Below are 23,299 nucleotides of genomic sequence, written 5' to 3' on the forward strand. Positions count from 1 at the left end.
GGTTCAGTCCCGTTGATACAAATCGTTGAACTTCCGCGGTCGGACGCTCTCAAGCGCCGCCCGCAGCCGGTCCCGCCTGTTGCCCGTCAGCACGACAGAACCCGTCAGCCGTCGGCCCGTAGCCGTGGCCGTAGCCGCACTCTCTCCCGCCGTCAGCCGGCACCCCCTCCCAACACCCCGCCCGCCAGCCCGATCACCACCGGCGCCACCCCCACCGCGATGAACGCGGGCAGGAAGCACAGCCCCACCGGCGCACTGACCATGACGGCCGCCCGCCTGGCCCGCTCCGTCGCGTTGCGCGTCCACTCGGCGCGGGCCTCTGCGGCCAGCCGCGCGGCCGGTCCGGCCGCCGGAAGTCCTGTCACATCGGCCCGTTCCAGCAACCGCGCCAGCGCCCCCGCCCCGGGTATCGAGGCCAACCGCTGCCACGCCTCGCCCGGTTCACCGCCGAGCCGCACTTCCGCGGCACCTCGTGACAGCCCGTCCCCGACGGGACCGCCCAATGCCTCGCCCACGGCCTGAGCCGCGATCACCGGACCGGCGCCCGCCGAGATGCAGGCCGCGAGGAGATCGGCGGCAAGCGGAAGCCGACGTGCCACCTCACCGGCGTCGATCTCCTCCACGACACCGGCAACGGCTCTCTGCCGACGCCGCCACAACCACATCCCGCCCGCGGCGACCAGCCCCACCGCCGGCCCGACGGCCCCGCCGACCAAGGCCCAACACGCGCCCACGACCGATGCCAGGGGCAGCCATTGCCGCGCGCCGCGCCGGAGGTCGTACCGGCTACGAGTCGGTGTCGGGGCGGCCGGCGTCAGCAACGACTCCAGCCGTCGCCGCACCTTCCGCTCGCGCCGGACCTCCGCCGACCACCGGAGCAGCCAGCCTGCGACCAGCACCACCCCCATCGCCGTCCCCAGCCTGTGGACAACTTCCGCGTTCACCTCGCCACCTCCCGCTCACAGGGACCATCAATTCGGCCTCGCAGCCGACCCGGCACTCGGTCCCGCGGCCGACCCAGCACTCGGCCTCCCAGCCGACCTCGCAGTCGGTCTCGCAGTCGCCCCCGCGGTCGACCCCGCACTCGCCCTCCCACTCGGCACCTCACGCCCCCTCCGCTCCCCGCACGATCCGCGTCGCCCACCACATCCCCACCCCCTCCAGCACTCCGCCGACGACGAGACACCCGAGCCCGGACCCGGTGTGCAGCAGCACATGCAGCGGGTCGGCTCCCATGGCCGCGCCGAGCAGCAGCCCCAGGACCGGCAATCCGGCGAGCATCAGCACCGTGGATCTGGCGCCCGCCAACTGGGCGCGCAGGTCGGCACGTTGGTCCCGCTCGGCCCTCAGTGCCGCTTCCAGCCGGTCGAGCCCGGCCGCGAGCCCCGCGCCCTGGTCCACGGCCACCCGCCAGCACGCCGCAAGCCCCAACAGGCCCTCGGCACCCGGCTGCCGTGCCGCGGAGGCGAGCGCACCCGGAACGTCCCCGCCGAACTTCGCCGCCGCCAGCACCGCGGACTGCGTCTCACCGAGCCCACCGGAATCCCACGCCGCCCGCAGCAGCGCCTCACCCGGCTGCCGGCCGGCCCGTACCTCCCCGGCGAGCGTCGCGCACAGCGCGATCACCGCGGCCACCCGGCGCTCCCGTGCCCCGCGCGCCTCCCGGGCCAGCCGCACCCGCCGTAGCAACGGCACCCCGGCCGCCCCCGCGACGACCGGCAGCACCGACGACGCCAGCAGCGCCAGCACCAGTCCGACGGCAGGCGCCCACCACTCGGCGCGGATCCGCCCCCGCAGCCGCCGCAGCTCCCCTGCCAACCGCCGCCAGTCAGGTGGCCCGGCGCCCACCGCTCCACCACCGGCCAGCAGCAACTGCGCCCGTCGTGCCCCGGAGTTCGGCCCGCCCAGCAACCAGACCGCCACGCCGAGACACAGCACGGCCGCGCCCGCCGACATCTCACCCACCCCCATCACCCCGTCCCTCACGCTCACCGGCCCCCGGCCCTCCATCGCCCTCGCCCCGGAGCAACCCCCGCAGCCGCTCCCACCCCCGCTCGTACACGAACGCCTCCGTGCCCCATCGCAGCGCCGGCACCGTCCGCACCAACCCCGACGCGTCCCGCTCCAGCACATGCACCTCGGCGATCCGCCGACGGCCGGTCCGATCACGTACGAGGTGGAGTACGACCGACAGGGCGGCCGCCAACTGGCTGTGCAGCGCGGCCCGGTCGAGCCCGGCCGCCGTGCCGAGCGCCTCCAGCCGGGCCGGCACATCCGCCGCCGCGTTGGCGTGGACAGTGCCGCAGCCGCCTTCATGGCCCGTGTTCAAGGCGGCCAGCAGATGGACGACTTCGGGGCCGCGCACCTCGCCCACCACCAGCCGGTCCGGCCGCATCCGCAGTGCCTGCCGCACCAGGTCCTCCAGGGTCACAAGTCCGGCGCCCTCCTGGTTGGCGGGCCTGCTTTCCAGCCGTACGACATGTGGATGGTCCGGTCCGAGTTCCGCGGAGTCCTCGGCGAGCACGATCCGCTCACCGACCCCGACCCGTCCGAGCAACGCGCTCAGCAGCGTGGTCTTGCCGCTGCCCGTGCCGCCGCTGATGAGGAACGACAGCCGTGCGTCGACCAGTGCGCGCAGCACCCGGTCCCCGCCGGGCGGCACGGTGCCCGCAGCGACCAGTTCGTCCAGCGTGAACGCCCGTGGCCGCACCACGCGCAGCGACAGGCACGCGCAGCCGACGGCGACGGGCGGCAGCACCGCGTGCAGCCGGGTCCCGTCGGGCAGCCGGGCGTCCACCCAGGGCCGCGCGTCGTCCAGTCGCCGCCCGGCCACCGCGGCCAGGCGCTGCGCGAGACGTCGTACGGCAGCCGCGTCCGGGAAGGACACGGGCGTCAGCTCCAGGCCGCCGCCCCGGTCCACCCACACGCGGTCCGGCGCCGACACCAGCACGTCCGTCACCGAGGGGTCGGTGAGCAGGGGTTCGAGCGGGCCGCTCCCGACCAGTTCGGACCGCAACTGCTCGGCCGCCCCGAGGACTTCGGCGTCTCCCAGCACCCTGCCCTGCTCCCGCAGCGCCTGCGCCACGCGCGCGGGAGTCGGCTCGGCCCCGCTCTCGGCCAGCCACTGCCGCACCCCGTCCAGCAGGTCCGCCGACATTGCGCCCTTGGCCGCCGCCCGCACCGGCCCGGCCTCGCCCACGCTCACCCGGTCGAGTCCCGAAGCCTTACTCATGCCGCCCTCGCTTCGAGCAATGAGCGCTCCCAGAACTCCCGGCAGAACCGGGCCAGTGGCCCCCGCCCGGACGCCCCCGGCGGTTCCTCGCTTTCCTGCGGCCGCAACAGTCCCGACTCGACCGGCAGCTCGCCCACCAGCGGCAGATCCAGCAGCCGGGCCACCTCGCGGTCGTCGAGTCCGGGCGCGTAGGGGCCGCGAACCGCCACCCGCAGGTCCCGTAGGACGAGGCGGGCTGCGGCGGCCACCTGCCGGGCGGCGGCGACGGCGCGCAGTTCGGCCGGGACCACGAGGATCCCGACGTCGAGTTGGGCGAGGGCCTCGGCGACCCCGTCGTCGATGCGGCGAGGCAGGTCGACGACAACCGTGCCACCCCGGCGCCGTGCCGCCGCGAGCACCGCCCGCATCGCCTGGGGCGGAACGGCGACGCATTCGCCGCGATCCCAGCTCAGAACCCGCAGGGAGTGCAGCTTCGGCAGGGACTCCTCCAGCGCGCCGCTGCCGAGCCGTCCGCGCGAGCCGGCGAACGAGGGCCAGCGCAGCCCCTCTGCCGCCTCGCCGCCGAGGAGGACATCGAGTCCACCGCCCAGCGGGTCGGCGTCCACGAGCAGGGTGCGCAGTCCTTCACGCGCGGCGGTGACGGCGAGGGCACACGCGAGCGTGGAGGCTCCGGCGCCTCCTCGCCCGCCGATGACGCCGACGGTGAGGGCGGGGCGGCCGACACCCTCCGCGACGTCGGCGATGCGGTCGACCAGCCACTGCTCGCCGTCGGGCAGCATCAGGACGTGGTCCGCCCCGATCTCGACGGCCCGGCGCCACACCCCGGCGTCGTCCTGGTCCCTGCCCACCAGCACCACTGCGCGCCTGCGTCCGGCGCCGCGCACGCGGTGTGCGGCGTCGTCTCCGACCAGCACGAGCGGCGCGGCTTCCCAACTCCCTCTGGGCTCGGGCACTCCGTGGTGGACCTCGGGCGTGGCACCGGCCGCCGCGCACAGGCGCAGCAGGTCCTCCAGCAGTTCGGCGTCTTCCGTGACGATCAACGGCCTGCCCGGCCGCCCGGAGGCGGCGGACGGCGGATCGTGTGTGACGACTGCGGTCACGGTTTCCGTCCCCCTTCGCTGCATCACTCGCGCAGCCCTGCGGCCCCGCGATTCCCAAACGTGTGAAGAACCGGCAAGCGGCCTCCATATGAACGGCCGATACGAACCGGCCAAACACACCCGACAAACCAGAACCGGCCAACAAGTCGGCCCGAGCCGGACGCGCTGGAATCACGGTGCAGCGAACCCGGAAATCGTGTGGATCTTGGTCGATAACTGTGGACAACTCGGCAGTTGTGAATATCGCCGTCACCCAAACCGGTGACCCTTGCACCGACCCCTGTACGACTCCCGCAGAGCAGCACGATGACTACACACGGTCACCAATCATGAGCATGCCGAACAGGCGGCCGCAGCCGCCTCGCAACAGCCCTGCGGCAGTGCTCGGAAGAGGAAAACCCACCCGGACATGCGACGACCCCCGCCGGGGGGGAGAGCGGGGGTCGTCTCCACGGCCGACTCGGGGGGGGAGGAGTCGGACCGGGTTAGCACGGTCGCGAACGATCCGTGACTTCCATGGTGTACCCGAGAGCCCTCTCAGGCAAACCCACGCGCCCACCTTACGCCGAATGGGCTGCGCCTATGCTCAGGGTCGTGGAAAACCACTCCTTGCCCCGCACAGCGGCCTTCTTTGACCTGGACAAGACGGTCATTGCGAAGTCGAGCACGCTCACCTTCAGCAAGTCGTTCTACCAAGGCGGTCTGATCAACCGCAGGGCCGCCTTGCGGACCGCATATGCCCAGTTCGTCTTCCGAGTGGGCGGTATGGACCATGACCAGATGGAGCGCACGCGGAAGTACCTCTCCGCGCTCGTCCGCGGCTGGAACGTCCAGCAGGTCAAGGAGATCGTCGCCGAGACGCTGCACGACCTGATCGACCCGATCATCTACGACGAGGCCGCGTCCCTCATCGAGGAGCACCACACCGCCGGCCGCGACGTGGTGATCGTGTCCACGTCGGGCGCCGAGGTGGTCGAGCCGATCGGCGAGCTGCTCGGCGCCGACCGCGTGGTGGCCACGCGCATGGTCGTGGGCGACGACGGCTGCTTCACCGGGGAGGTGGAGTACTACGCGTACGGCCCGACGAAGGCCGAGGCGATCAGGGAGCTCGCGACGTCCGAGGGCTACGACCTCGACCGCTGCTACGCCTACAGCGACTCGGCGACCGACCTGCCGATGCTGGAGGCGGTGGGGCATCCGCACGCCGTGAACCCGGACCGCGCGCTGCGCCGCGAGGCACTCGCGCGCGGGTGGCCGATTCTCGATTTCCATCGCCCGGTGCGGCTCAAGCAGCGGATCCCGTCCTTCTCCGTACCGCCACGTCCGGCCCTGGTCGCGGCAGCCGCCATAGGAGCCGCGGCGGCCACGGCGGGCCTGGTCTGGTACGCGAACCGACGCCGGACGGCAACTGCCTGACCTGCGCCTTCCGCTTTGCGCACACCCCGCTCGACAAACCAAGTGCCCGTTTGAAGCGATTTGAGAGCAAAGTAAAGAACTGCGGACAGGCCTTCCGCTTGGTTGTGACCTGGAGTACAAAGGAGTCAACGGCCCGCGAGACCAAGGACATCCGAGAGGATCACCTTAAATACGCATTTGGCCCCACGGACCGAGCATGAACATTGGGCACCCACGCGACGTCGACCCGTCGATTACGGGCCAGCCGCACCAGGTGACGGGCAAAGCTCCCGACCTGATGGGCAACATATCGAGGACGCTTGGTAACCCGGTGAACATGCCAGCGGCGGTACGAATTCTCGTACCGCCGCAACTCTTGTGGCCCCCGCGCGGGATTCCCGGAACTCGACGAAGCCTCATGCGCGCGTGCACGCCGCCATCGCGAGTCGCCGGCTCCACGCCACCCCGCTTGTACGCGAGTCCGCTCTACGCCCCCCGCCCCAGGGCACCCGCCCTCTAGGCCGCCCGGACCTAGGCCGCCCCGCGCTGGAGCGCCTCGCACACCGCCGTCGACTCGCGCGCCCCGAGCTCGATGGCCTTGCCGCAGTGGGCGATCCACGCGGCCATACCCTCGGGAGTGCCGGACGCGTAGCCTTCGAGCGCCGCCATATAGGCCGCGCGACCGAGTTCCGCGTGGCCGACCTCGGCCGGGCAGACGGACTTGGGATCGAGGCCGCTGCCGACCAGAACGATGCGTTCCGCCGTACGGGCGACCAGGCCGTTGTGAGAGGTGAACGGGCGCAGCGCGAGGAGCTCGCCGTGCACGACGGCGGCCGTCACCAGGGCGGGCGCCGAACCGCCCGCGATGATCAGCGCCGCGAGCCCCTCCAGACGGCCGTGCACCTCCGCGGCGTCCGGCAGCGGAAGCTCGATCAGGGGCTCGTCGACCGGTTCGCCGGCCTGACGGGGACGCCCGACCTCGTCCTCCTTGTTCGCCGCAGCCACCAGGTGCAGCCGGGCCAGCACCCGCAGCGGGGACTGCCGCCAGATGGACAGCAGTTGGCCCGCTTCGGCCGTCAGCCGAAGGGCCGCGCCCACGACGCGCGCCTCGTCGTCACCGCTGAAGTCCGTACGCCGGCGCACCTCTTCGAGCGCCCAGTCGGCACCCGACAGGGCCGCCGAGCCGCGGGCGCCGCGCAGGGCCGCCTCAGAGGTGATCTCGTTGCTGCGGCGTCGCATGATCCGGTGCCCGTAGACCCGGTCCACCGCCTTGCGTACGGACTCCACGGACTCGGGCACCCCGGGCAGCGAACCGAGGGCCGCGAGCGGATCGGCGGACGCACCTGTCGTACTCATGAGTACGACATTACGCGCCCACCTCTCACGCGCCCGCCACCCCCCAACGGGGTTCGCACTCCGTCGATCGCCCGCACCCCTCGATCGAGTGGCCTTCCCCACTCGACTGCCACGTACAGCTATCACATCACTACTGTTGGTGAACATGAAAATTGCTTTCGTCGGGAAGGGCGGCAGCGGCAAGACGACCCTGTCCTCTCTGTTCATCCGCCACCTCGCGGCCGCCGGCGCACCGGTCGTGGCCGTCGACGCCGACATCAACCAGCATCTCGGTGCCGCGCTCGGTCTGGACGAGGCGCAGGCCGCCGCGCTGCCCGCGATGGGCGAGCGGCTGTCGCTGATCAAGGACTATCTGCGCGGCTCGAACCCGCGGATCGCCTCCGCCAGGGCGATGATCAAGACGACGCCGCCCGGCGAGGGTTCCCGGCTGCTGCGGGTGTGCGAGCCGAACCCGGTGTACGACGCCTGTGTCCGGCCGGTGGAACTCGACGGCGGCGCCGTCCGTTTGATGGTCACCGGCCCCTTCACCGAATCCGACCTCGGGGTCGCCTGCTACCACTCCAAGACGGGAGCGGTGGAGCTGTTCCTCAACCACCTGGTGGACGGCCCCGGCGAGTACGTCGTGGTCGACATGACGGCGGGCTCGGACTCCTTCGCCTCCGGCATGTTCACCCGTTTCGACATCACGTTCCTCGTCGCCGAGCCGACCCGGAAGGGGGTCTCCGTCTATCGCCAGTACCGGGAGTACGCCCGCGACTTCGGAGTCGTCCTGAAGGTCGTCGGCAACAAGGTGCAAGGGCAGGACGACCTCGACTTCCTCCGCGCCGAGGTCGGGGACGACCTGCTGGTGACCGTCGGGCACTCGGACTGGGTGCGCTCCATGGAGAAGGGCCGTCCGCCCCGGTTCGATCTCCTGGAGGACGAGAACCACCTCGCCCTGCGCCGGCTGCGCACGGCCGTCGACGCGACGTACGAGTTGCGGGACTGGGAGCGCTACACACTCCAGATGGTGCAGTTCCACCTCAAGAACGCCCGGTCCTGGGGGAACGAGCGCACCGGGGCCGACCTCGCGGCGCAGATCGACCCCGGGTTCGTGCTCGGCGAGGGCGTGAGCGCCCTGCCCGGTGGCAACACCCCTCTGACGCCTACTGCTTGAGCGGGGGAGCCCCGGGCACCCCCTTCGGAGCGGGTGCGGGGTGTCCCGAGAGGAAGGACGCCCAGCCCTCCTTCGGAGCCTGGCCCACTTCCAGGGTGCGCAGTTTCCGCAAGGTCGCCGGGTCCTGGGCGTCGAGCCAGTCGGCGAGCTGTCGGAAGGACACACAGCGCACGTCGGGCTTGTTGCAGACGGCCTCCACGACCTCCTCGACGGCGCGCATGTAGGTGCCGCCGTTCCAGGACTCGAAGTGGTTGCCGATGATCAGGGGCGCACGGTTGCCCTCGTAGGCGCGGCGGAAGCCCATGAGCAGGCCGTCCCGCATCTGGTCGCCCCAGAACTCGTGCTTGCCGGGGTCACCCTGGCTCTCGGTGCCCGACTGGTTGACCATGAAGTTGTAGTCCATGGTGAGCTGCTCGTAGGAGTGCCCCGGGAAGGGCACGAGCTGCATCGACAGATCCCACAGGCCCTCCCTCTTCGCGGGCCAGAGCTGGCTGTTGACACCGCTGGAGTCATAGCGGAAGCCCATCTCACGGGCCGCCTTGACGAAGTTCTCGCGGCCTTCCAGACAGGGAGTGCGGGCGCCGATGAGCTCCTTGTCGTAGTCGAAGGGCAGGGGGGAAGCCTTGCGCATGCCGGTGGTGGTCTTCCAGGACTTGACGAATCGTTTCGCCTGATTGATCTCGTCCTTCCACTCCTCCACCGACCACTCGCCGACCCCACCGCCGCCGCCGCAGAAGTGGCCGTTGAAGTGCGTGCCGATCTCATTGCCCTCCAGCCACGCGAGGCGCAGCTGCTTCACGGTGTCGCGGATTCCGTCCACGTCGTTGAAGCCGATGTCGGAGCGGCCCGGGGAGTGCTGCGGGGGCCGGTACAGGTCGCGCTTGTGGTCCGGCAGCATGTACACGCCGCTGAGGAAGTACGTCATCGTCGCGTTGTTCGCCCTGGCGACCTTGCGGAAGTGGGAGAACAGCTTCTGGCCGTCCTCGCCGGCGCCGTCCCAGGAGAACACCACGAACTGCGGGGGCTTCTGACCTGGCTTGAGCCGCTCGGGCCTGGGCAGATGCGGCTGTGCGCCGGTGTACGCGGTGGACCCGTCGCCGATCAGCCGGATCGCGTGCTGCGGCACGGGCGCCGCGGGCTTCGCCTTCTGGGGTCCGGGCGCCGACTGCCCGTTGGCGTCCCGGCTCGCGCATCCGGCGAGCGATACGGCGCAGACCGCGGCGACAGCGGTACTCGCGGCAATTCGGTGTGTCGCGGCTTGTTTTCGGGGGGCGGCGAACCTGCGAGTGGCGGCCATGTTCGGTCCACCTACTTCCTTCTCTCGGAGGGCGACAGCGCCGCCAAGGTCGCATGGGACCGAGAAGGAATTAATACGACAAGCCGACTAATTAGCCACTTCACTCTTCAGAGGGATTTATTAGTCCATTTGCTCGGAAAAACTATTCCGGCCCTTTACTCTGCATTACGATCCGTTTACCGACAGTTGATGCATCCCGCCGCTGTACGCCGTGATCACACGGCCGCGACCCGCCCCCCGCCCAGAGCGGGGGGACCGCCAGATCCGCGACCGCGCTGCCCGGAGGAGACGGGAAAACATGTCAGCCTGCGTTCCGACCCGCGCCGACGAGCCACGTCGAGAAGAGCACAGCCACGAACCACACAGCCCACCCCCGACCCGGCCCCGCCGCCCACGCATCGCCGGCGCCGACGTATCGGCCTCCATCGCGGTCTTCCTGATCGCGCTCCCCCTGTCCCTCGGCATCGCCCTCGCCACCGACGCACCTCTACAGGCCGGCCTCGTCGCCGCCGCCGTCGGAGGCATCGTCGCCGGACGGCTCGGCGGCGCCCCGCTCCAGGTCAGCGGCCCCGCCGCAGGACTCACGGTCGTCACCGCCGAGCTCATCCAGCGGTACGGATGGCGTACGACCTGTGCCATCACCGTCCTCGCCGGCCTCGCCCAACTCGGCCTCGGCCTCCTGCGGGTGGCGCGCAACGCACTCGCCGTCAGCCCCGCGATCGTGCACGGCATGCTCGCCGGCATCGGCGTCACCATCGCCGTGGCCCAGCTGCACATCGTCCTCGGCGGCACCCCGCACAGCTCCGTCCTCGACAACCTGCGAGAGCTGCCCGCCCAGTTGGCCCGAGTACACCCCGCCGCCCTGTCGGTGAGCGTGCTGACCCTCGCCCTGCTGGTCCTTTGGCCCAGACTTCCCGGCCGGCCCGGAAAGCTGCTGCGCAAGGTGCCGACCCCGCTCGTCGCCGTCGCCGTCGCGACCACGACCGCTTCGCTGGTGGGCCTGAGCCTGCCCAAGGTCGACCTGCCGTCCTGGAGCAGCCACGCACTGGCCACACTGCCCGACGGCCCGGTGCTCGGACTCGCCGCCGCCGTGCTCACCATCACGCTGGTCTGCAGTGTGCAGTCGCTGCTCGGCGCGGTCGCCGTGGACAAGCTGGTCGCCAGCCGACCCGAGCTGTCCGCCCAGGTCGGGCGCTCCGACCTGGACCGCGAACTGCTCGGCCAGGGCGCCGCCAACGTCGTCTCCGGCGCACTCGGCGGACTGCCCATCGCGGGCGTGGCCGTGCGCAGTTCCGCGAATGTGCAAGCCGGTGCCGTGAGCCGGAACTCCACGATGTTGCACGGCGTTCTCGTAGTGGTCGCCGCGCTGCTGATGGTCCCGATCCTGGAGCTCATCCCACTCGCCTCGCTCGCCGCCCTGGTGATGGCCGTCGGCATCCAGATGGTGTCCCTGCACCACATCCGCACGGTGACCCGCCACCGAGAGGTGCTGGTGTACGCCGTCACCACCCTCGGCGTGGTGTTCTTCGGCGTCCTGGAGGGCGTGGCCGTGGGTATCGCCATGGCCGTCGGCGTCGCCCTGCACCGCCTCACCCGCACCCGGATCACACACGACGAGACGGAAGGAGTCCATCACGTACATGTACGAGGGCAGTTGACGTTCCTCGCGGTGCCGCGCCTGAGCCGGGCCCTGCATCTCGTACCCCAAGGCGCGGACGCCGTCGTGGAACTGGACGGGTCGTTCATGGACCACGCGGCGTACGAGTCGCTCCAGGACTGGCAGAACACGCACACCGTGCACGGCGGCAGCGTCGAGCTGGTCGGCCGCAGGTCCGGTGTTCGAATCGGTGAGCCGACGGGACCGGCCGGCCTCCAGGCACTCACCGGGGTTGCCGCGGACGGGACGGCCGACTGCCGCTGCCACCCCTGGACGCCCTGGCGCAACCACCAGTGCGAAATCCCAGACGCCGCCCTGCTCCATGACGGACCGTCCCGAGAGGCCCGGCCGGCCGGGGAGGCCCGGCCTGCTGGGGCCCACGACACCGACGGACCGACGCCGCCCTCCGACGCCCCGGACGGCACCGGCAACGTCCGGACCAGTGGCACTGTCCGGACCAGTAGCACCGACCGGACCAATGGCACCGTCCAGACCACTTGCACCGAAGGCCACGGCGGCACCGGCAGGCTCGACCAGGACACCCGGCCCGGCCACTCCGACGGGCCCCGCCCCACCAGCGGCGGCACAGACGCCCTCGCCCACCCCGACCACACAGACCACCCCGACCACCTTCAGGACAACACCGCCGACGTAAGCGAAAGCACCGGCGCAAGGACAGGAACTGGCACAGACACAGGCACTGGCCACGGACCAGGCACAAGCACTGGCACCAGCACCGACGGCAGTCGCCCCAGCGCCCGGCAACTGGCCCGCGGCATCAGCGCGTTCCAGCGCAACACCGCGCCCTTGGTGCGGGGCGAGCTGGCGCGGCTGGCGCGTGAGGGGCAGCAGCCCTCCCAGCTGTTCCTCACCTGCGCGGACTCACGGCTGGTCACGTCGATGATCACCTCCAGTGGTCCCGGCGACCTGTTCGTGGTGCGCAACGTGGGCAACCTCGTTCCGCTGCCCGGCCGGGAGAGCGGGGACGACTCGGTGGCGGCGGCGATCGAGTACGCGGTGGACGTGCTCCAGGTGCGGTCGATCACGGTGTGCGGGCACTCCGGGTGCGGGGCCATGCAGGCACTGCTCACCTCCGAGAGGGGCGCCGCGCAGACCCCGCTCAGGCGGTGGCTGCGGCATGGGCGGCCGAGCCTGGAGCGGCTGTCCGACGAGGGCCGGCCCTGGGCCAGGCTCGCCGGGCGGGCACCGGCCGACGCGGTCGAGCAACTGTGCCTGACCAATGTGGTGCAGCAGTTGGAGCATCTGCGCGCCCACGAGTCGGTGGCCCGGGCGTTGCGCGCGGGCGCGCTGGAGTTGCACGGGATGTACTTCCATGTGGGCGAGGCGCAGGCGTACCTGCTCACGGAGGGACACGAGGACAGGGTGTTCGACCACGTGGGTGTGGCGGATCTGTCGGCCTGACGACAGAAAGGTGCGCGCGACGCATGGGGTGCCGGCTCAGGTTGCTCCGGGGCAGTTTGCTCCGGCGTAGGGCCGCGCCCCATGCTGTCCGCTGATCCACTGGCGCGGCACCCCCACTGATCCACTGGTCCGGGGACCCGCGGCCGGGGACCCGCTGGTCCGCGGACCCGCGTTGCGACCGCACCCACCCTGGATGTGAGAGGGGTTACAGACCTGAACCGCCCTCGTCCGGCGTCCGTGGAAACGGATGACCCCGGCAGGGAGAGCAGCTCGGACCCCACCCTGCTGACAGGTCTAAACCAATTTTCCGTCGACCCTTGTCATCGGACCCCCGGGTCTGATGAGCTGTGGCCTGGGACACAACGGACACCCTGGGAAAGGGAGATGTCGTGAGCAACGAAAGCCTGGCCAACCTGCTGAAGGAAGAGCGCAGGTTCGCACCCTCCGCCGACCTGGCCGCGAACGCCAACGTCACGGCGGAGGCGTATGAACAGGCCAAGGCTGACAGGCTCGGCTTCTGGGCCGAGCAGGCCCGTCGGCTGACCTGGGCCAAGGAGCCGACGGAGACGCTGGACTGGTCGAACCCTCCGTTCGCGAAGTGGTTCAAGGACGGCGAGCTCAACGTCGCGTACAACTGCGTGGACCGGCATGTGGAGGCCGGGCACGGCGACCGCGTCGCCATCCACTTCGAGGGCGAGCCCGGCGACAGCCGCGCCATCACCTACGCCGAGCTCAAGGACGAGGTTTCCAAGGCCGCCAACGCGCTGCTGGAACTGGGCGTCCAGAAGGGCGACCGGGTCGCGGTCTACATGCCGATGATCCCGGAGACCGCGGTCGCGATGCTGGCCTGCGCGCGTATCGGCGCCGCGCACTCGGTCGTCTTCGGCGGCTTCTCCGCGGACGCGCTGGCCACCCGTATCCAGGACGCGGACGCCAAGGTCGTCATCACCTCCGACGGCGGCTACCGGCGTGGCAAGCCGTCCGCGCTCAAGCCGGCCGTGGACGAGGCGATCGGCAAGGTCGACAACGTCGAGCACGTGCTCGTCGTACGCCGCACCGGTCAGGACGTCGCCTGGGACGACAGCCGTGACGTGTGGTGGCACGAGATCGTCGAGCGGCAGTCCGCCGAGCACACCCCCGAGGCCTTCGGCGCCGAGCACCCGCTGTTCATCCTGTACACGTCCGGTACGACGGGTAAGCCCAAGGGCATCCTGCACACCTCCGGCGGCTACCTCACCCAGACCGCGTACACCCACCACGCCGTGTTCGACCTCAAGCCGGCCACGGACGTGTACTGGTGCACGGCCGACGTCGGCTGGGTCACCGGCCACTCGTACATCGTGTACGGGCCGCTGGCGAACGGCGCGACGCAGGTGATGTACGAGGGCACGCCGGACACCCCGCACCAGGGTCGCTTCTGGGAGATCGTGCAGAAGTACGGGGTGACGATCCTGTACACGGCGCCGACCGCCATCCGTACGTTCATGAAGTGGGGCGACGACATCCCCGCGAAGTTCGACCTCTCCTCCCTGCGCGTCCTGGGCTCGGTGGGTGAGCCGATCAACCCCGAGGCGTGGATCTGGTACCGCAAGCACATCGGCGCCGACAAGACGCCCGTCGTCGACACCTGGTGGCAGACCGAGACCGGCGCGATGATGATCTCGCCGCTGCCCGGCGTGACCGAGACCAAGCCCGGTTCCGCGCAGACCCCGCTGCCCGGCATCTCCGCGACCGTCGTCGACGACGAGGCGAACGAGGTGCCCGACGGCGGTGGCGGCTACCTGGTGCTGACCGAGCCGTGGCCGTCGATGCTGCGCACCATCTGGGGCGACGACCAGCGCTTCCTGGACACGTACTGGTCCCGGTTCGAGGGCAAGTACTTCGCCGGTGACGGGGCGAAGAAGGACGACGACGGGGACATCTGGCTGCTGGGCCGGGTGGACGACGTCATGCTCGTGTCGGGCCACAACATCTCCACCACCGAGGTCGAGTCCGCCCTGGTCTCGCACCCGTCCGTCGCAGAGGCGGCCGTGGTCGGCGCCACCGACGAGACGACCGGGCAGGCGATCGTCGCCTTCGTGATCCTGCGCGGTACGGCCGACGCCGAGGACGAGAGCCTCATCGCCGACCTGCGCAACCACGTCGGCGCCACCCTCGGCCCGATCGCCAAGCCGAAGCGGATCCTGCCGGTGGCCGAGCTGCCGAAGACCCGCTCCGGCAAGATCATGCGCCGGCTCCTGCGGGACGTCGCCGAGAACCGCCAGCTCGGTGATGTGACGACGCTGACCGACTCGACCGTCATGGACCTCATCCAGGCGAAGCTGCCGGCGGCGCCGAGCGAGGACTGAGCAGGGCACGTAGCCAAAGGGCACGTGTCCGAGGGGCACCCGGCCACTCCGAAGGGCACCCGGCGACCGCGCCGGGTGCCCTTCGCGTACGTACGGTGGAATCCGACGGATGCGATCCGGCGTACCCTTAGGTAAACTAAACAAAGCAACATCGCTCATAGGTGCGCCGGGAAGTCTGGTCGGCAAGTGCTCCGTCCTGCCCACCGACCGGAGGTCTCCCCCGTGACCGCGCCCCGCACCCCCGCTCCCGCCCGCAAGGTCTTCGGACGGCTCTCGCTCCCCGAGCGGACCTTCGTCGCGGACGCGCTGCGCACCGAGACCGTCGGCGGCGTCCTGCTGCTGCTCGCCGCGGTCATGGCGCTGATCTGGGCGAACGTACCCGCACTGCGCGACAGCTACGAGAGCGTCGGTCACTATCACCTCGGCCCCGAGGCACTCGGGCTGAATCTGTCCGTCGAGCACTGGGCCGCCGACGGACTGCTCGCGATCTTCTTCTTCGTCGCCGGGATCGAGCTCAAACGCGAGCTCGTCGCCGGCGACCTCAAGGACCCCAAGGCGGCCGCGCTGCCGGTCGTCGCCGCGCTGTGCGGCATGGCGGTGCCCGCGCTCGTCTACATGCTGACCAGCGTCACCGGGCACGGCTCGTCGGCCGGCTGGGCGGTTCCGACCGCCACGGACATCGCCTTCGCTCTCGCCGTGCTCGCGGTCATCGGCACCTCCCTGCCGAGCGCCCTGCGCGCCTTCCTGCTCACGCTCGCCGTCGTCGACGACCTGTTCGCGATCCTGATCATCGCGATCTTCTTCACCGACCAGCTCAATTTCGCCGCGCTCGGCGGGGCGGTCGTAGGCCTCGGAGTCTTCTGGCTGCTGCTGAGGAAGGGCGTACGCGGGTGGTACGTGTACGTCCCGCTCGCCCTCGTGATCTGGGGGCTGATGTACAACAGCGGCGTCCACGCCACCATCGCGGGCGTCGCGATGGGCCTGATGTTGCGCTGTACCCGGCGCGAGGACGAGCAGCATTCCCCCGGCGAGCACATCGAGCACCTCGTGCGCCCCTTGTCGGCCGGCCTCGCCGTGCCCCTGTTCGCACTGTTCAGCGCCGGTGTGGTGGTCTCCGGCGGCGCGCTCGGCGATGTGATCTCCCAGCCGGAGACGCTCGGCGTGGTCCTCGGCCTCGTGGTCGGCAAGACAATCGGGATCTTCGGCGGCACCTGGCTGACGGCACGTTTCACCAGGGCCTCGCTCAGCGACGACCTGGAGTGGGCCGACGTGTTCGCCGTCGCGACCCTGGCCGGCATCGGCTTCACCGTCTCGCTGCTCATCGGCGAGCTCGCCTTCGCCGGCGACGCCACGCTGACCGACGAGGTCAAGGCGGCCGTACTGCTCGGGTCTCTCACCGCGGCGATACTGGCGACGGTGCTGCTGAAGATACGCAACGCCAAGTACCGCGGGATGGTCGAGGCCGAGGAGCGCGACGAGGACGCCAGCGGCATTCCGGACATCTACGAGCAGGACGAGCCGGAGTACCACCTGCGCATGGCCGCCATCCATGAGCGCAAGGCCGCCGAGCACCGTCGCCTCGCCGAGGAGAAACTCGCCGCACGCCACGCGCTTGCCGAAGTGGCGGGCAGGGCAGGCGAGGAGGACCACCGTCGGGCATGATCTGACGGGACGGTACAAAAGACGGAACCGTACGCACTTATACGGAAGACGGATCCGTACACGACGAGGGAGACCGCGATGAGCGCACCCGACGGCAGCCCGGTCGGCGCCGAACGCAGCATCGGCCAGCTGTTCGCCTCGGCGACGACCGAGATGTCGGCGCTGGTGCATGACGAGATCGCACTGGCGAAAGCGCAGCTCAAGCAGGACGTCAAGCGCGGCGCGACGAGCGGCGGCCTGCTCACGGTGGCCGGCGGGGTGCTGCTGTTCTCGCTGCCGATGCTGAACTTCGCGCTCGCGTACGGCATTCAGACGTGGAGTGACTGGAACCTCGCGCTCTGCTTCCTGTTGTCCTTCCTGGCGAACTGCATCGTCGCCGGCGTCCTCGCGCTGATCGGCGTCCTCTTCGCGAAGAAGGCCAAGAAGAGCAAGGGCCCGCAGAAGGTCGCCGCCTCGATGAAGGAGACGGCGGGCGTCCTGCAGAAGGCCAAGCCGCACCCGCGTCCCGCCCCGCAACCGGAGCTGGAGGACCGGGCGCCGGCGGCCATCGAGGCTGTGGCACGCTCGTCGTCATGACGGATCCCGACAGCCCCTTCTCGGTCGCACGGCTGGACGTCCCCGGCGGGAGAGAGGTGACGCACAGGGACGTCGCGGCGAACGGCGCGCGCTTCCACATCGCCGAGCTGGGCGACGGCCCGCTGGTGCTGCTGCTGCACGGCTTCCCGCAGTTCTGGTGGACCTGGCGGCACCAGCTCGTCGCGCTCGCCGACGCGGGCTTCCGGGCGGTGGCGATGGACCTCAGAGGCGTCGGCGGCAGCGACCGTACGCCGCGCGGCTACGACCCGGCCAACCTGGCCCTCGACATCACCGGCGTGGTCCGCTCGCTCGGCGAGCCGGACGCCGCGCTGGTCGGCCACGACCTGGGCGGATACCTGGCGTGGACGGCGGCCGTGATGCGCCCCAAGCTGGTCCGCCGGCTCGCGGTCGCGTCGATGCCGCACCCCCGGCGCTGGCGCTCGGCGATGCTCTCGGACGTCAAGCAGACGAGTGCGGGTTCCTACATCTGGGGGTTCCAGCGACCCTGGATCCCCGAACGGCAGTTGACGGCCGACGACGGGGCACTGGTCGGCCGACTGGTCCGCGACTGGTCGGGACCGCGTCTGCCGGACGACGACGCGGTGGAGACGTACCGCCGCGCGATCTGCATCCCGTCGACCGCGCACTGCTCGATCGAGCCGTACCGCTGGATGGTGCGCTCGCTGGCCCGCCCCGACGGCATCCAGTTCAACCGCCGTATGAAGCGGCCGGTGCGCGTACCGACGCTCCACCTGCACGGCTCCCTCGACCCCGTCATGCGCACCCGCAGCGCGGCCGGTTCGGGCGAGTACGTCGAAGCGCCGTACCGCTGGCGCCTGTTCGACGGCCTCGGCCACTTCCCACACGAGGAAGACCCGGTCGCTTTCTCCACGGAACTCATCAACTGGCTGAAGGATCCCGAACCCGATCGGTGACCGGGCCGATGCGCCGGACCCTGCTGGGGGTCCGGGGGTCGCCCCCCGGGTAGGCACAGTCCACACGAGGAAGACCCGGTCGCTTTCTCCACGGAACTCATCAACTGGCTGAAGGATCCCGAACCCGATCGGTGACCGGGCCGATGCGCCCGGTATCCGGAACTGAACACCTGTCCTACGAACGGCCAATTGCCTGGCGCATAGGCCAATTGGGGGCCCTGGGGGCGGTTATCGACCTTGGGGCAGGGGCAGACGTCGGGGTATGGGCTGGACGCACGACTACAGTGACGCAGCACGCAATCGCCGCTCGGCCAGTGGGCTGAGCCCCCACCAGCGGGGCAACGCCCCGCAGATGCCGGGCGCGGACCTCAGGGTGGGCATTCCGCGCATTCTGCGCCGCCGGGCCCGCTGGGTCTCGGTGCGCCTGCGCCACCCGCGCGGCTGACCGGCCGCCACTCCTCAACCGATTCCACCGTCCGGGGCAGGCACTCGTGCCTGCCCCGGCCTCACGGGCTCACAGCGCGCAGCTGTCGCTGTCCACCTGCTGGTTGGCGGTACGGCCCTTGACGATGTCCTCCTGGATCTCGTCCGCGGTCAGCGCGTAGCCGGTCTCGGCGTCGTCGAGGGACTTGGCGAACACCACGCCGTAGACCTTGCCCTCGGGCGTGAGCAGCGGGCCGCCGGAGTTGCCCTGACGGACGGTCGCGTACAGGGAGTAGACGTCACGGCGCACGGTGCCGCGGTGGTAGATGTCCGGGCCGTTGGCCGGCAGGCGCCCGCGTACACGCGCGGCCCGCACGTCGTACGCGCCGTTCTCCGGGAAGCCCGCGATGATCGCGCTGTCGCCGCTCTCTGCGTCGGTGGCCGTGAACTTCAGGGCGGGCGCGTCCAGGTCCGGTACGTCCAGTACGGCGATGTCGCGCTCCCAGTCGTAGAGGACGACCGTCGCGTCGTACCGCTTGCCCTCGCCGCCTATCTGGACGGTGGGTTCGTCGACGCCGCCGACCACATGCGCGTTGGTCATGACACGGCGGTCGGAGAAGACGAAGCCGGTGCCCTCGAGCACCTTGCCGCAACTCGTCGCCGTGCCCATGACCTTGACGATGGATCGCTGCGCGCGGGTGGCCACCGGGCTGTTGGCCAGCGCCGGGTCGGGCGGCTGGACCTCGTTGATCGGCTCGTTCGAGAACGGGCTGAAGACCTGCGGAAAGCCGTTCTGCGCAAGGACGGTGGAGAAGTCCGCGAACCAGGTGTCGGCCTGGTCGGGCAGCGCCCGCGAGACGCCGAGAAGCACCTTGGAGCTACGGACCTCCTTGCCGAGCGTCGGCAGCGTGGTCCCAGCGAGGGCGGAGCCGATCAGCCAGGCCACCAGGAGCATCGCGACGACGTTGACGAGGGCGCCGCCGGTGGCGTCCAGGGCGCGGGCCGGGGACCAGGTGATGTACCGGCGCAGCTTGCTGCCGAGATGGGTGGTCAGGGCCTGTCCGACGGAGGCACAGACAATGACGACGACGACCGCGACGACGGCGGCGGTGGTGCTCACCTCGGCGTTGTCGGTCAGCGCGTCCCAGATGACCGGGAGGAGGTAGACGGCCACGAGACCGCCGCCGAGGAAGCCGATCACCGACAGGATGCCGACGACGAAGCCCTGGCGATAGCCCACGATCGCGAACCACACGGCGGCGACCAGCAACAGGATGTCCAGCACGTTCACCGGTTCGAGCCTCGCCTCGTCACTCTTCGCTCACCACAGGTCGGCCACGGGCCCGGCCCGCCGGACGGCGACTTTCGGACACGACGGCCCCCGGGAAGACACAGCACGGCAGACACCCTGTCATGACCGCCAGTCGAGCGGGACCTGCTTCCCCCGGTCCCAGGGAAGCTCCCAGCCCGAAAAATGGAGCAGACGGTCGATGATCCCGGCCGTGAAGCCCCACACCAGTGCCGATTCGACCAGAAATGCCGGACCTCGGTGGCCGCTGGGGTGAACGGTGGTGGCGCGGTTGTCCGGATTCGTGAGATCCGCCACGGGGACGGTGAAGACGCGGGCCGTCTCGTTCGGATCGACGACGTCGACCGGGCTCGGCTCGCGCCACCAGCCCAGCACGGGCGTGACGACGAAACCGCTGACCGGGATGTACAGCTTCGGCAGGACGCCGAAGACCTGGACTCCGCTCGGATCGAGCCCGGTCTCCTCCTCGGCCTCACGGAGAGCGGCCCGCAGCGGCCCGTCGGCCTGCGGGTCGCCGTCCTCGGGGTCGAGGGCACCACCGGGGAAGGAGGGCTGTCCGGCATGGGAGCGCAGCGAACTCGCCCGCTCCATGAGCAGCAGCTCGGGCCCCCGCTCGCCCTCACCGAACAGAATCAGCACGGCGGACTGCCGCCCCGCACCGCTCGCCGGCGGCAGAAACCGGCTCAGCTGCAGCGGCTCCACGGTCTCCACCACCCGCACCACCGGATCCAGCCACTGCGGCAGCCCGTCCTTGCTGACCACCACCGGCCCGTCCTGCGTCTCGCTCGCCCGCGTCATCGCCACCCCCCTCGTCCTGCCGAGTCCAACGCCCCGGGGCCCTTGGATCGTTCCGAGGCGACACCACGACCGCCTACCCGCATCCACGGGAACCGAGCCCTCACGACCGCGGGACCTCTCACCGCCCGCCCCGTCATCCGGCCCCCAGCGGCGGGGCCGGCTTGCCGCCCGCGTCCAGATAGGACTGCGGCGGGTTGAGCCGCTGCCCCGGGAAGCCGCCCTTCTCGTACTTCAGGAGTTTCTTCGCCTTCTCCGGATCGGTCTCGCCCTCGCCGTACGCCGGGCAGAGCGGGGCGATGGGGCAGGCGCCGCAGGCGGGCTTGCGGGCGTGACAGATCCGGCGCCCGTGCCAGATGACATGGTGCGACAGATCCGTCCAGTCACTCTTGGGAAACAGGGCCCCGATCTCGGCCTCGATCTTGTCCGGGTCCGTCTGCTCGGTCCACTGCCAGCGCCGCACCAGCCGCTGGAAGTGGGTGTCGACGGTGATCCCGGGCCGCCCGAAGGCGTTGCCGAGCACGACGAAGGCGGTCTTGCGGCCGACACCGGGCAGCTTGACGAGCTCTTCGAGCCGACCCGGGACCTCACCGCCATAGTTCTCCACCAGCGCCTTCGACAGCCCCATGACCGACTTGGTCTTGGCCCGGAAGAACCCGGTCGGCCGGAGGATCTCCTCGACCTCCTCGGGATTGGCGGCGGCCAGATCCTCGGGGGTGGGGTACTTGGCGAACAGCGCGGGGGTCGTCTGGTTGACGCGCAGGTCGGTGGTCTGGGCGGACAGCACCGTGGCGACGACGAGCTGGAAGGGGTTGTCGAAGTCCAGCTCCGGGTGGGCGTACGGGAAGACCTCGGCGAGCTCGCGGTTGATACGACGGGCACGGCGGACGAGGGCGGTACGGGACTCGGCCGCGGGAGGCTTGGCGGAGACGGTCTTCACGGGAGAGGCGCCCTTTACGGCTGCGGTGGCCTTCTCGGGAACGACAGCGGGCTTCTTCTTGATCACCTTCTTGGTGATCGCGCTCTTGGCAGCGGCTTTCTTGGCAGCCACCTTCTTGGCAGCCGACGCGTCCCCGGAGGCGGCCTTCTTCGTGACGCCGGCCCCCTTCGAGGCGACGGCCTTCTTGGAAGCGCCCTTCTTCGCGACAGCCTTCTTCGCGACAGCCTTCTTGGCGACGGTCGTCTTGGCGACGGTCTTCTCGGCAGCCGCTGCTTTCCGGCCACCACCCCCGCCCCCACCCGGCGCCTTTTTCGCCGCTTCTGTCGTTTTCCTTCCGCCACCGGGGTCCTGTTCGCCCACAGCGGAATCGCGACGTACAACCACCCGCCCAGCCCCCTTGGCCTGTGCTCTCACCGGCGATTTGGACACTCGGCCAGCCTAAAGCCCGGCACTGACATCCGCCTCGGACCCCGAAGATCGGCCCCCAATTGGACCCCTGCCGCTTACCTCGGGACACCTGTGCGGCATCCTTGTGACAGATCACACTGTTTGGACCGTCCGGCAAAATGGGGAGCAGGGTCCCCTGGTACACAGGGGAGTGATCCCCTGAGCAGGTCGACAAGGAGAGAACTCGTGGACGACGTTCTGCGGCGCAACCCGCTCTTCGCGGCGCTCGATGACGAGCAGTCCGCGGAACTGCGCGCCTCCATGAGTGAGGTGACGCTCGCGCGTGGCGACTCCCTGTTCCACGAGGGCGACCCGGGTGACCGGCTCTACGTCGTCACCGAGGGCAAGGTCAAGCTCCACCGCACCTCCCCCGACGGTCGCGAGAACATGCTCGCCGTCGTCGGCCCCGGAGAGCTCATCGGCGAGCTGTCGCTCTTCGACCCGGGCCCGCGCACGGCGACCGCCACCGCGCTGACCGAGGTCAAGCTGCTGGGCCTGGGTCACGGCGACCTCCAGCCCTGGCTGAACGTCCGCCCCGAGGTGGCCACCGCGCTGCTGCGCGCAGTCGCCCGCCGCCTGCGGCGCACCAACGACGCGATGTCCGACCTGGTCTTCTCGGACGTCCCCGGCCGTGTGGCCCGCGCGCTGCTCGACCTCTCCCGCCGCTTCGGCGTGCAGTCCGAGGAGGGCATCCACGTCGTCCACGACCTCACGCAGGAGGAGCTGGCCCAGCTGGTCGGCGCGTCCCGCGAGACGGTCAACAAGGCCCTGGCCGACTTCGCCCAGCGCGGTTGGCTCCGCCTGGAGGCCCGCGCGGTGATCCTCTTGGACGTAGAGCGCCTGGCAAAGCGGTCGCGCTAGCCCTTCCAGCCGTACGACACCGGGGTCCCGTCTCATTCCGAGGCGGGACCCTGTTGCGCCCAAGCCGCGGTTTCCTCGCCCCCGCCGCCCCTACCCGTCCCATCCTCCAGGGGCGCTGCCCCTTCGACCCCGGCCGCCCCTGGGGGCTGCCGCCCCCAGACCCCCGCATCGGCCTGAACGGCCTCGTCCTCAAACGCCGGACAGGCTGAGTCGTCGCGGGCCGGGAGGGAGAGCCGCGGCCCCTCAGGCGCGGCCCCACGCGCCGGCACCCGCCCACGGCGGCAAGGGGCCGTGCCGGGGGGTGTCCGCCCGCAGCGGCCGGCGTCAAAAAACAGCACCGCCCGAGCCACAGCAACCGCCGGACCGAGGACGGACACCCCCCGGCACG

General features: G+C 70.6%; 18 protein-coding genes. 9 read left to right on the forward strand and 9 right to left on the reverse strand.

Annotation, left to right across the window (positions count from 1 at the left end; all coding sequences use genetic code 11):
• Window positions 1-152: 152 nt before the first annotated feature.
• From ACFPQ9_RS10980 to ssd, 4 genes are all read right to left on the reverse strand, one after another.
• Entirely contained in the window at window positions 153-944 is a 792-nt protein-coding gene (locus ACFPQ9_RS10980; protein ID WP_380850504.1) for a type II secretion system F family protein, read from the reverse strand.
• Window positions 945-1,104: 160 nt separating this feature from the next.
• On the reverse strand, window positions 1,105-1,971 hold the full coding sequence (locus ACFPQ9_RS10985) for a type II secretion system F family protein (RefSeq protein WP_380851023.1): 867 nt from the start codon (window positions 1,969-1,971) through the stop codon (window positions 1,105-1,107).
• Window positions 1,958-3,157, reverse strand: a complete 1,200-nt coding sequence (locus ACFPQ9_RS10990) for a TadA family conjugal transfer-associated ATPase (protein WP_380851026.1) — start codon at window positions 3,155-3,157, stop codon at window positions 1,958-1,960. The genes ACFPQ9_RS10985 and ACFPQ9_RS10990 overlap by 14 nt, the downstream gene beginning before the upstream one ends.
• A 71-nt stretch (window positions 3,158-3,228) precedes the next feature.
• Window positions 3,229-4,356: a septum site-determining protein Ssd gene (ssd, locus tag ACFPQ9_RS10995; protein WP_380850507.1), complete on the reverse strand. Its 1,128-nt coding sequence runs from the start codon at window positions 4,354-4,356 to the stop codon at window positions 3,229-3,231.
• 558 nt (window positions 4,357-4,914) lie between these two features.
• Between ssd and ACFPQ9_RS11000 the strand changes: the two genes are divergently transcribed.
• Window positions 4,915-5,748 (forward strand): HAD family hydrolase, encoded by an 834-nt coding sequence (locus ACFPQ9_RS11000; protein WP_380850510.1) that lies wholly within the window; start codon window positions 4,915-4,917, stop codon window positions 5,746-5,748.
• Between the two features lie 510 nt (window positions 5,749-6,258).
• On the opposite strand, the gene ACFPQ9_RS11005 is transcribed toward ACFPQ9_RS11000, so the two are convergent.
• Window positions 6,259-7,083 carry a Fic family protein gene (locus ACFPQ9_RS11005; protein WP_380850513.1) on the reverse strand — a complete coding sequence of 275 codons (825 nt, stop codon included), beginning with the start codon at window positions 7,081-7,083 and terminating at the stop codon, window positions 6,259-6,261.
• Window positions 7,084-7,228: 145 nt separating this feature from the next.
• Between ACFPQ9_RS11005 and ACFPQ9_RS11010 the strand changes: the two genes are divergently transcribed.
• Window positions 7,229-8,239 (forward strand): ATP-binding protein, encoded by a 1,011-nt coding sequence (locus ACFPQ9_RS11010; RefSeq protein ID WP_380850516.1) that lies wholly within the window; start codon window positions 7,229-7,231, stop codon window positions 8,237-8,239.
• Here ACFPQ9_RS11010 and ACFPQ9_RS11015 read toward each other — a convergent pair.
• Window positions 8,229-9,536, reverse strand: a complete 1,308-nt coding sequence (locus ACFPQ9_RS11015) for a polysaccharide deacetylase family protein (RefSeq protein WP_380850519.1) — start codon at window positions 9,534-9,536, stop codon at window positions 8,229-8,231. The two genes, ACFPQ9_RS11010 and ACFPQ9_RS11015, sit on opposite strands and share 11 nt — an antisense overlap.
• Before the next feature lie 298 nt (window positions 9,537-9,834).
• Here ACFPQ9_RS11015 and ACFPQ9_RS11020 point away from each other — a divergent pair, with 298 nt between their 5' ends.
• The 6 genes from ACFPQ9_RS11020 (at window position 9,835) to ACFPQ9_RS11045 (ending at window position 18,581) form a co-directional block, all read left to right on the forward strand.
• On the forward strand, window positions 9,835-12,615 hold the full coding sequence (locus tag ACFPQ9_RS11020) for a SulP family inorganic anion transporter (protein ID WP_380850522.1): 2,781 nt from the start codon (window positions 9,835-9,837) through the stop codon (window positions 12,613-12,615).
• Window positions 12,616-13,004: 389 nt separating this feature from the next.
• Window positions 13,005-14,963, forward strand: a complete 1,959-nt coding sequence (gene acs / locus ACFPQ9_RS11025) for an acetate--CoA ligase (protein ID WP_380850525.1) — start codon at window positions 13,005-13,007, stop codon at window positions 14,961-14,963.
• A 222-nt stretch (window positions 14,964-15,185) separates the two neighbouring features.
• The gene (gene nhaA, locus ACFPQ9_RS11030; RefSeq protein WP_380850528.1) at window positions 15,186-16,625 is read left to right on the forward strand and encodes a Na+/H+ antiporter NhaA; all 1,440 of its coding nucleotides are present in this window, start codon (window positions 15,186-15,188) and stop codon (window positions 16,623-16,625) included.
• A 78-nt stretch (window positions 16,626-16,703) separates the two neighbouring features.
• Entirely contained in the window at window positions 16,704-17,201 is a 498-nt protein-coding gene (locus tag ACFPQ9_RS11035; RefSeq protein WP_380850531.1) for a phage holin family protein, read from the forward strand.
• The gene (locus tag ACFPQ9_RS11040) at window positions 17,198-18,136 is read left to right on the forward strand and encodes an alpha/beta fold hydrolase (protein WP_380850534.1); all 939 of its coding nucleotides are present in this window, start codon (window positions 17,198-17,200) and stop codon (window positions 18,134-18,136) included. Before ACFPQ9_RS11035 ends, ACFPQ9_RS11040 begins: the two co-directional genes overlap by 4 nt.
• 262 nt (window positions 18,137-18,398) lie before the next feature.
• Window positions 18,399-18,581, forward strand: coding sequence for a hypothetical protein (locus ACFPQ9_RS11045; protein ID WP_380850537.1), 183 nt, complete (start codon window positions 18,399-18,401; stop codon window positions 18,579-18,581).
• A 69-nt stretch (window positions 18,582-18,650) separates the two neighbouring features.
• On the opposite strand, the gene ACFPQ9_RS11050 is transcribed toward ACFPQ9_RS11045, so the two are convergent.
• The 3 genes from ACFPQ9_RS11050 to nth all read right to left on the reverse strand — a co-directional run bounded on the left by ACFPQ9_RS11050 (window position 18,651) and on the right by nth (window position 21,963).
• A complete protein-coding gene (locus ACFPQ9_RS11050) occupies window positions 18,651-19,850 on the reverse strand; it encodes a MarP family serine protease (RefSeq protein ID WP_380850540.1) in 1,200 nt (399 codons plus the stop codon).
• 120 nt (window positions 19,851-19,970) lie between these two features.
• Complete coding sequence (locus tag ACFPQ9_RS11055; protein WP_380850543.1) at window positions 19,971-20,666, reverse strand: NUDIX hydrolase; 696 nt, start codon at window positions 20,664-20,666, stop codon at window positions 19,971-19,973.
• A gap of 133 nt (window positions 20,667-20,799) precedes the next feature.
• Complete coding sequence (nth, locus tag ACFPQ9_RS11060; RefSeq protein ID WP_380850546.1) at window positions 20,800-21,963, reverse strand: endonuclease III; 1,164 nt, start codon at window positions 21,961-21,963, stop codon at window positions 20,800-20,802.
• Window positions 21,964-22,236: 273 nt separating this feature from the next.
• On the opposite strand from nth, the gene ACFPQ9_RS11065 reads away from it, so the two are divergent.
• Window positions 22,237-22,911, forward strand: coding sequence for a Crp/Fnr family transcriptional regulator (locus ACFPQ9_RS11065; RefSeq protein WP_030943409.1), 675 nt, complete (start codon window positions 22,237-22,239; stop codon window positions 22,909-22,911).
• The last annotated feature ends 388 nt before the right edge of the window (window positions 22,912-23,299 follow it).

The organism is Streptomyces coerulescens (assembly GCF_042657965.1).
GTDB lineage: Bacteria > Actinomycetota > Actinomycetes > Streptomycetales > Streptomycetaceae > Streptomyces > Streptomyces coerulescens.

What these genes read in the sequence shown, in the direction of transcription:
- ACFPQ9_RS11005 (WP_380850513.1), bottom strand. Translation starts at nt 7,083, where the DNA reads ATGAGTACGACAGGTGCGTCCGCCGATCCGCTCGCGGCCCTCGGTTCG.
- ACFPQ9_RS11010 (WP_380850516.1), top strand. Translation starts at nt 7,229, where the DNA reads ATGAAAATTGCTTTCGTCGGGAAGGGCGGCAGCGGCAAGACGACCCTG.
- ACFPQ9_RS11015 (WP_380850519.1), bottom strand. Translation starts at nt 9,536, where the DNA reads ATGGCCGCCACTCGCAGGTTCGCCGCCCCCCGAAAACAAGCCGCGACA.
- ACFPQ9_RS11055 (WP_380850543.1), bottom strand. Translation starts at nt 20,666, where the DNA reads ATGACGCGGGCGAGCGAGACGCAGGACGGGCCGGTGGTGGTCAGCAAG.
- ACFPQ9_RS11020 (WP_380850522.1), top strand. Translation starts at nt 9,835, where the DNA reads ATGTCAGCCTGCGTTCCGACCCGCGCCGACGAGCCACGTCGAGAAGAG.
- ACFPQ9_RS11035 (WP_380850531.1), top strand. Translation starts at nt 16,704, where the DNA reads ATGAGCGCACCCGACGGCAGCCCGGTCGGCGCCGAACGCAGCATCGGC.
- ACFPQ9_RS10985 (WP_380851023.1), bottom strand. Translation starts at nt 1,971, where the DNA reads ATGGGGGTGGGTGAGATGTCGGCGGGCGCGGCCGTGCTGTGTCTCGGC.
- ACFPQ9_RS11040 (WP_380850534.1), top strand. Translation starts at nt 17,198, where the DNA reads ATGACGGATCCCGACAGCCCCTTCTCGGTCGCACGGCTGGACGTCCCC.
- ACFPQ9_RS11000 (WP_380850510.1), top strand. Translation starts at nt 4,915, where the DNA reads ATGCTCAGGGTCGTGGAAAACCACTCCTTGCCCCGCACAGCGGCCTTC.
- ssd (WP_380850507.1), bottom strand. Translation starts at nt 4,356, where the DNA reads ATGCAGCGAAGGGGGACGGAAACCGTGACCGCAGTCGTCACACACGAT.
- ACFPQ9_RS10990 (WP_380851026.1), bottom strand. Translation starts at nt 3,157, where the DNA reads ATGTCGGCGGACCTGCTGGACGGGGTGCGGCAGTGGCTGGCCGAGAGC.
- ACFPQ9_RS11045 (WP_380850537.1), top strand. Translation starts at nt 18,399, where the DNA reads ATGGGCTGGACGCACGACTACAGTGACGCAGCACGCAATCGCCGCTCG.